Annotated in this window: 2 protein-coding genes; both read right to left on the bottom strand. The window is 63.3% G+C overall.

The window, feature by feature from the left end; all coding sequences use genetic code 11:
- On the bottom strand, window positions 1-2,620 hold a 2,620-nt coding region (ppdK, locus tag VNH11_16070), incomplete at its 3' end, for a pyruvate, phosphate dikinase (GenBank protein HVA47886.1).
- A 100-nt stretch (window positions 2,621-2,720) separates the two neighbouring features.
- Complete coding sequence (locus VNH11_16075; protein HVA47887.1) at window positions 2,721-3,215, bottom strand: hypothetical protein; 495 nt, start codon at window positions 3,213-3,215, stop codon at window positions 2,721-2,723.
- Between the last annotated feature and the right edge of the window lie 138 nt (window positions 3,216-3,353).

Below are 3,353 nucleotides of genomic sequence, written 5' to 3' on the forward strand. Positions count from 1 at the left end.
CGCGATAGTAGTTGATGTAGCCCGCGTAGTCGTCGCGGCTCATGCCCAGCGTCGTCTGCGTCAAGTCGTTGGTGCCGAAACTGAAAAACTCGGCGCCCTTGGCGATCTCTTCGGCCCGCACCGCCGCCCGTGGCACTTCGATCATCGTGCCCACCAGGTAGCTGACCTTGACGCCCTTCTCTTCGAACACCTTGGCCGCCGTCTCGCGGATGAGCTTCTCCTGGTCTTTGAACTCCGTCAGGAAGCCGACCAGCGGAATCATCACTTCCGGCAAGACGTCGATGCCGTCGCGCTTCACGTCGCAAGCGGCTTCGAAGATCGCCCGTGCCTGCATCCGCGTGATTTCGGGATAGACGATGCCCAAACGGCAGCCGCGGTGGCCCAGCATCGGATTGAACTCGTGCAGCTCGTGGACGCGGCGGGCAATCGTCTCGGCCGAGATGCCGATCTTCTTGCCCAGCGCCTCCTGCTCGCTGTGCTGGTGCGGCAGGAACTCGTGCAACGGCGGATCGAGCAGGCGGATCGTCACCGGCTTGCCGTGCATGGCCCGGAACAGGCCGTCGAAATCTTCTCGCTGGAACGGCAACAGCTTGGCCAACGCCTTCTCGCGGTCTTCGACGGTATCGGCCAGAATCATTTCGCGGAATTCGTCGATGTGGCCAAAAAACATGTGCTCGGTGCGGCAGAGACCGATGCCTTCGGCGCCGAAGGCGATCGCTTCGCTGGCCTGCTTCGGCTCGTCGGCATTGGTGCGCACCTTGAGGCGACGGGCCTGATCGACCCAGGTCATAAGCTGGGCGTAGCGGCTGTAGGTCTCCGATTCTTCCGGCTTGAGCGTCTTGTGCAGCAGCACTTGAATGATCTCGCTGGGCCGGACCTCGACTTCGCCCTCGAACACTTCGCCCGTGAAGCCGTCGATGGAAATCACGTCGCCCTCCCGCAGCACTTTGTCGCCGACGCTGAGGGTCTTCTGGTGGTAGTCGACTTGCAGGTCGCCGCAGCCGACGATGCAGGCCTTGCCCATCTGCCGGCTGACCAGGGCGGCGTGCGAGCTGGCGCCGCCGAAGGCCGTGAGGATGCCCTTGGCGATCTTCATGCCGCGCAGGTCTTCAGGGCTGGTTTCGCGGCGGACGAGAATGAGCTCGACCTTGTTGTCTTTCTGCCAGAGCGCTTCGGCGTCGGAGGCATGGAAGCAGATCTTGCCCGACGCCGCGCCGGGGCCGGCGTTGATGCCCTTGGCCAGCAGCCGCCCGTCGGCATTGGCCTTCTTTTTCGACTGCGGATCGTAAACCGGCTGCAGGAGCTGGTTCAGGTCGTCGGCGGGGATGCGCTTGGCACGCAGGGCCTCTTCTTTCGAGATCAGCCCTTCGTTGACCAGATCGACGGCGATGCGCACGGCGGCGAAGCCGGTGCGCTTGGCGTTGCGGGTCTGCAACATCCAGACGCGGCCTTTCTGCACCGTGAACTCCAGGTCTTGCACTTCTTTGTAGTGCTTTTCGAGCTTGCGGCCGATGTCTTTGAGCTGCTTGTAGGCCGCCGGCATGTCTTGCTCGAGCGTCTCTTCGATCCGCTTGGGCGTGCGGATGCCGGCCACCACGTCTTCACCCTGGGCGTTGATGAGATAGTCGCCGTTGATGCCCGGCGTGCCGACCGCCACGTTGCGGGTCAGGGCCACGCCCGTGGCGCAATCGTCGCCCAGGTTGCCGAAGACCATCGCCTGCACGTTGACGGCGGTGCCCCACTCGTGCGGAATGCCGTAGGTGCGGCGATAGACCACCGCCCGGTCGTTCATCCAGCTTCCAAACACGGCGCCGATGGCGCCCCAGACCTGGTCCATCGGATCGGTGGGAAAATCCTTGCCCGTCCCGTCCTTGATGGCCCGCTTGAACTCGGCCACCAACTCCTTGAGCTGCTCGGCGTTCAGCTCGTGGTCGTGCCGCACACGGGCGTGGTGCTTCTTGGCGTCGAGCAGCTCCTCGAACGGATCGTGGTCTTCCTTCTTCTTGGGCTTCATATCCAGCACCACGTCGCCGTACATTTGCACGAAGCGGCGATAGCTGTCCCAGGCAAACCGGGCATCGCCCGCCTGCTTGATCAGCCCTTCGACGGTCTCATCGTTCAGACCGATGTTGAGCACGGTGTCCATCATGCCGGGCATCGACTCACGGGCGCCCGAGCGGCAGGAGACCAACAGCGGATTGGTGGTCGAACCGAACTTGGCCCCCATTTCTTTCTCGATCTTGGCCATCGCCTGGTCGACCAGCTTGCGCAGCTCCGAGGGATAACTGCGGCCGTGGTCATAGTAATAGGTGCAGACGTTGGTGCCGATGGTGAAGCCGGCGGGCACGGGCAGGCCGATCCGGGTCATTTCGGCCAGGTTGGCCCCTTTGCCGCCGAGCAGATCCTTCATGCCGGCGTCGCCATCGGTGCCGCTGGTGCCGAACGAGAAGACGTACTTTTCGCGGCTGGGTTTGGCACGCGGTTTCTCGCCATTCTTGGAAGCCTTTTTGGCCCCCTTGATCAGCTTGCCGACCGCGGCCGCCGGCTTCGCCATCTTGGTCTTAAGTGCTGTCGCAGGCTTGGCTTGGGGCTTGGACTTGTTCTTGATGGCTTTGGCCATGATCTGTATTCCTTCCGTCTTTCCCAGGAAAAAACCGGCGATTCGCCCTGACGAATGCCCGGCGGAGTGTGTGGGTGAGTGCGCCAGAAAGCACGCAAGTCTAGCAGTGCTTTTTGGTAACGTCAATGAAGTGGTCGGGGCGGTTGTTACACGCGGATAGAAATGTCCCCTTCGGTGTTCCTACTCCCGCTGTGGGGTTGGACTGCGTATCCCAGGGATCGCAGCGACCGGAGCGGAGCAGTCCAACCCCACAGCGGCGGCCATGCGAGGAGGGGCGAAACGGCGCCGCCACCGCGGCCGCCTCTTCGCGGTTCGCCAACGACATGAGCAGGTCGCCGCGTTTGACGCGCCGGCCAACCTCAACCGCGCAGGTCTCAATGACGCCGTCGATTTTGAATACCAGCCGCCATACCTCCGTGGCCGGCTCTACGTAGCCGATTCCCTGGATCTCGCGTCGCCGCGGTGATGAGTGTTGCGGACCGGAAGCGACGGGCTCGCGATCTGGCTGCGCCTTCGGCGCAAGCATTCCGCCGGGCCAAACTGCCAGCGACAGGCCCACCGCGACGACGACGACCATCAGAGCCAACCACTTCACGGGCACAGCCTCCCACTTTCATAAACACGGATTTACACGGATATGGTGCTCCGCCACCAGCCGGGCTCGCTCCGGTGGAGCGGCGATTGAACTCCAGAGGGCAAGCTTCGGGCAGCCCTTTCGTCCCTGCGGCGCGCG

The organism is Pirellulales bacterium, from assembly GCA_035533075.1.
Classification (GTDB): Bacteria; Planctomycetota; Planctomycetia; order Pirellulales; family JAICIG01; genus DASSFG01.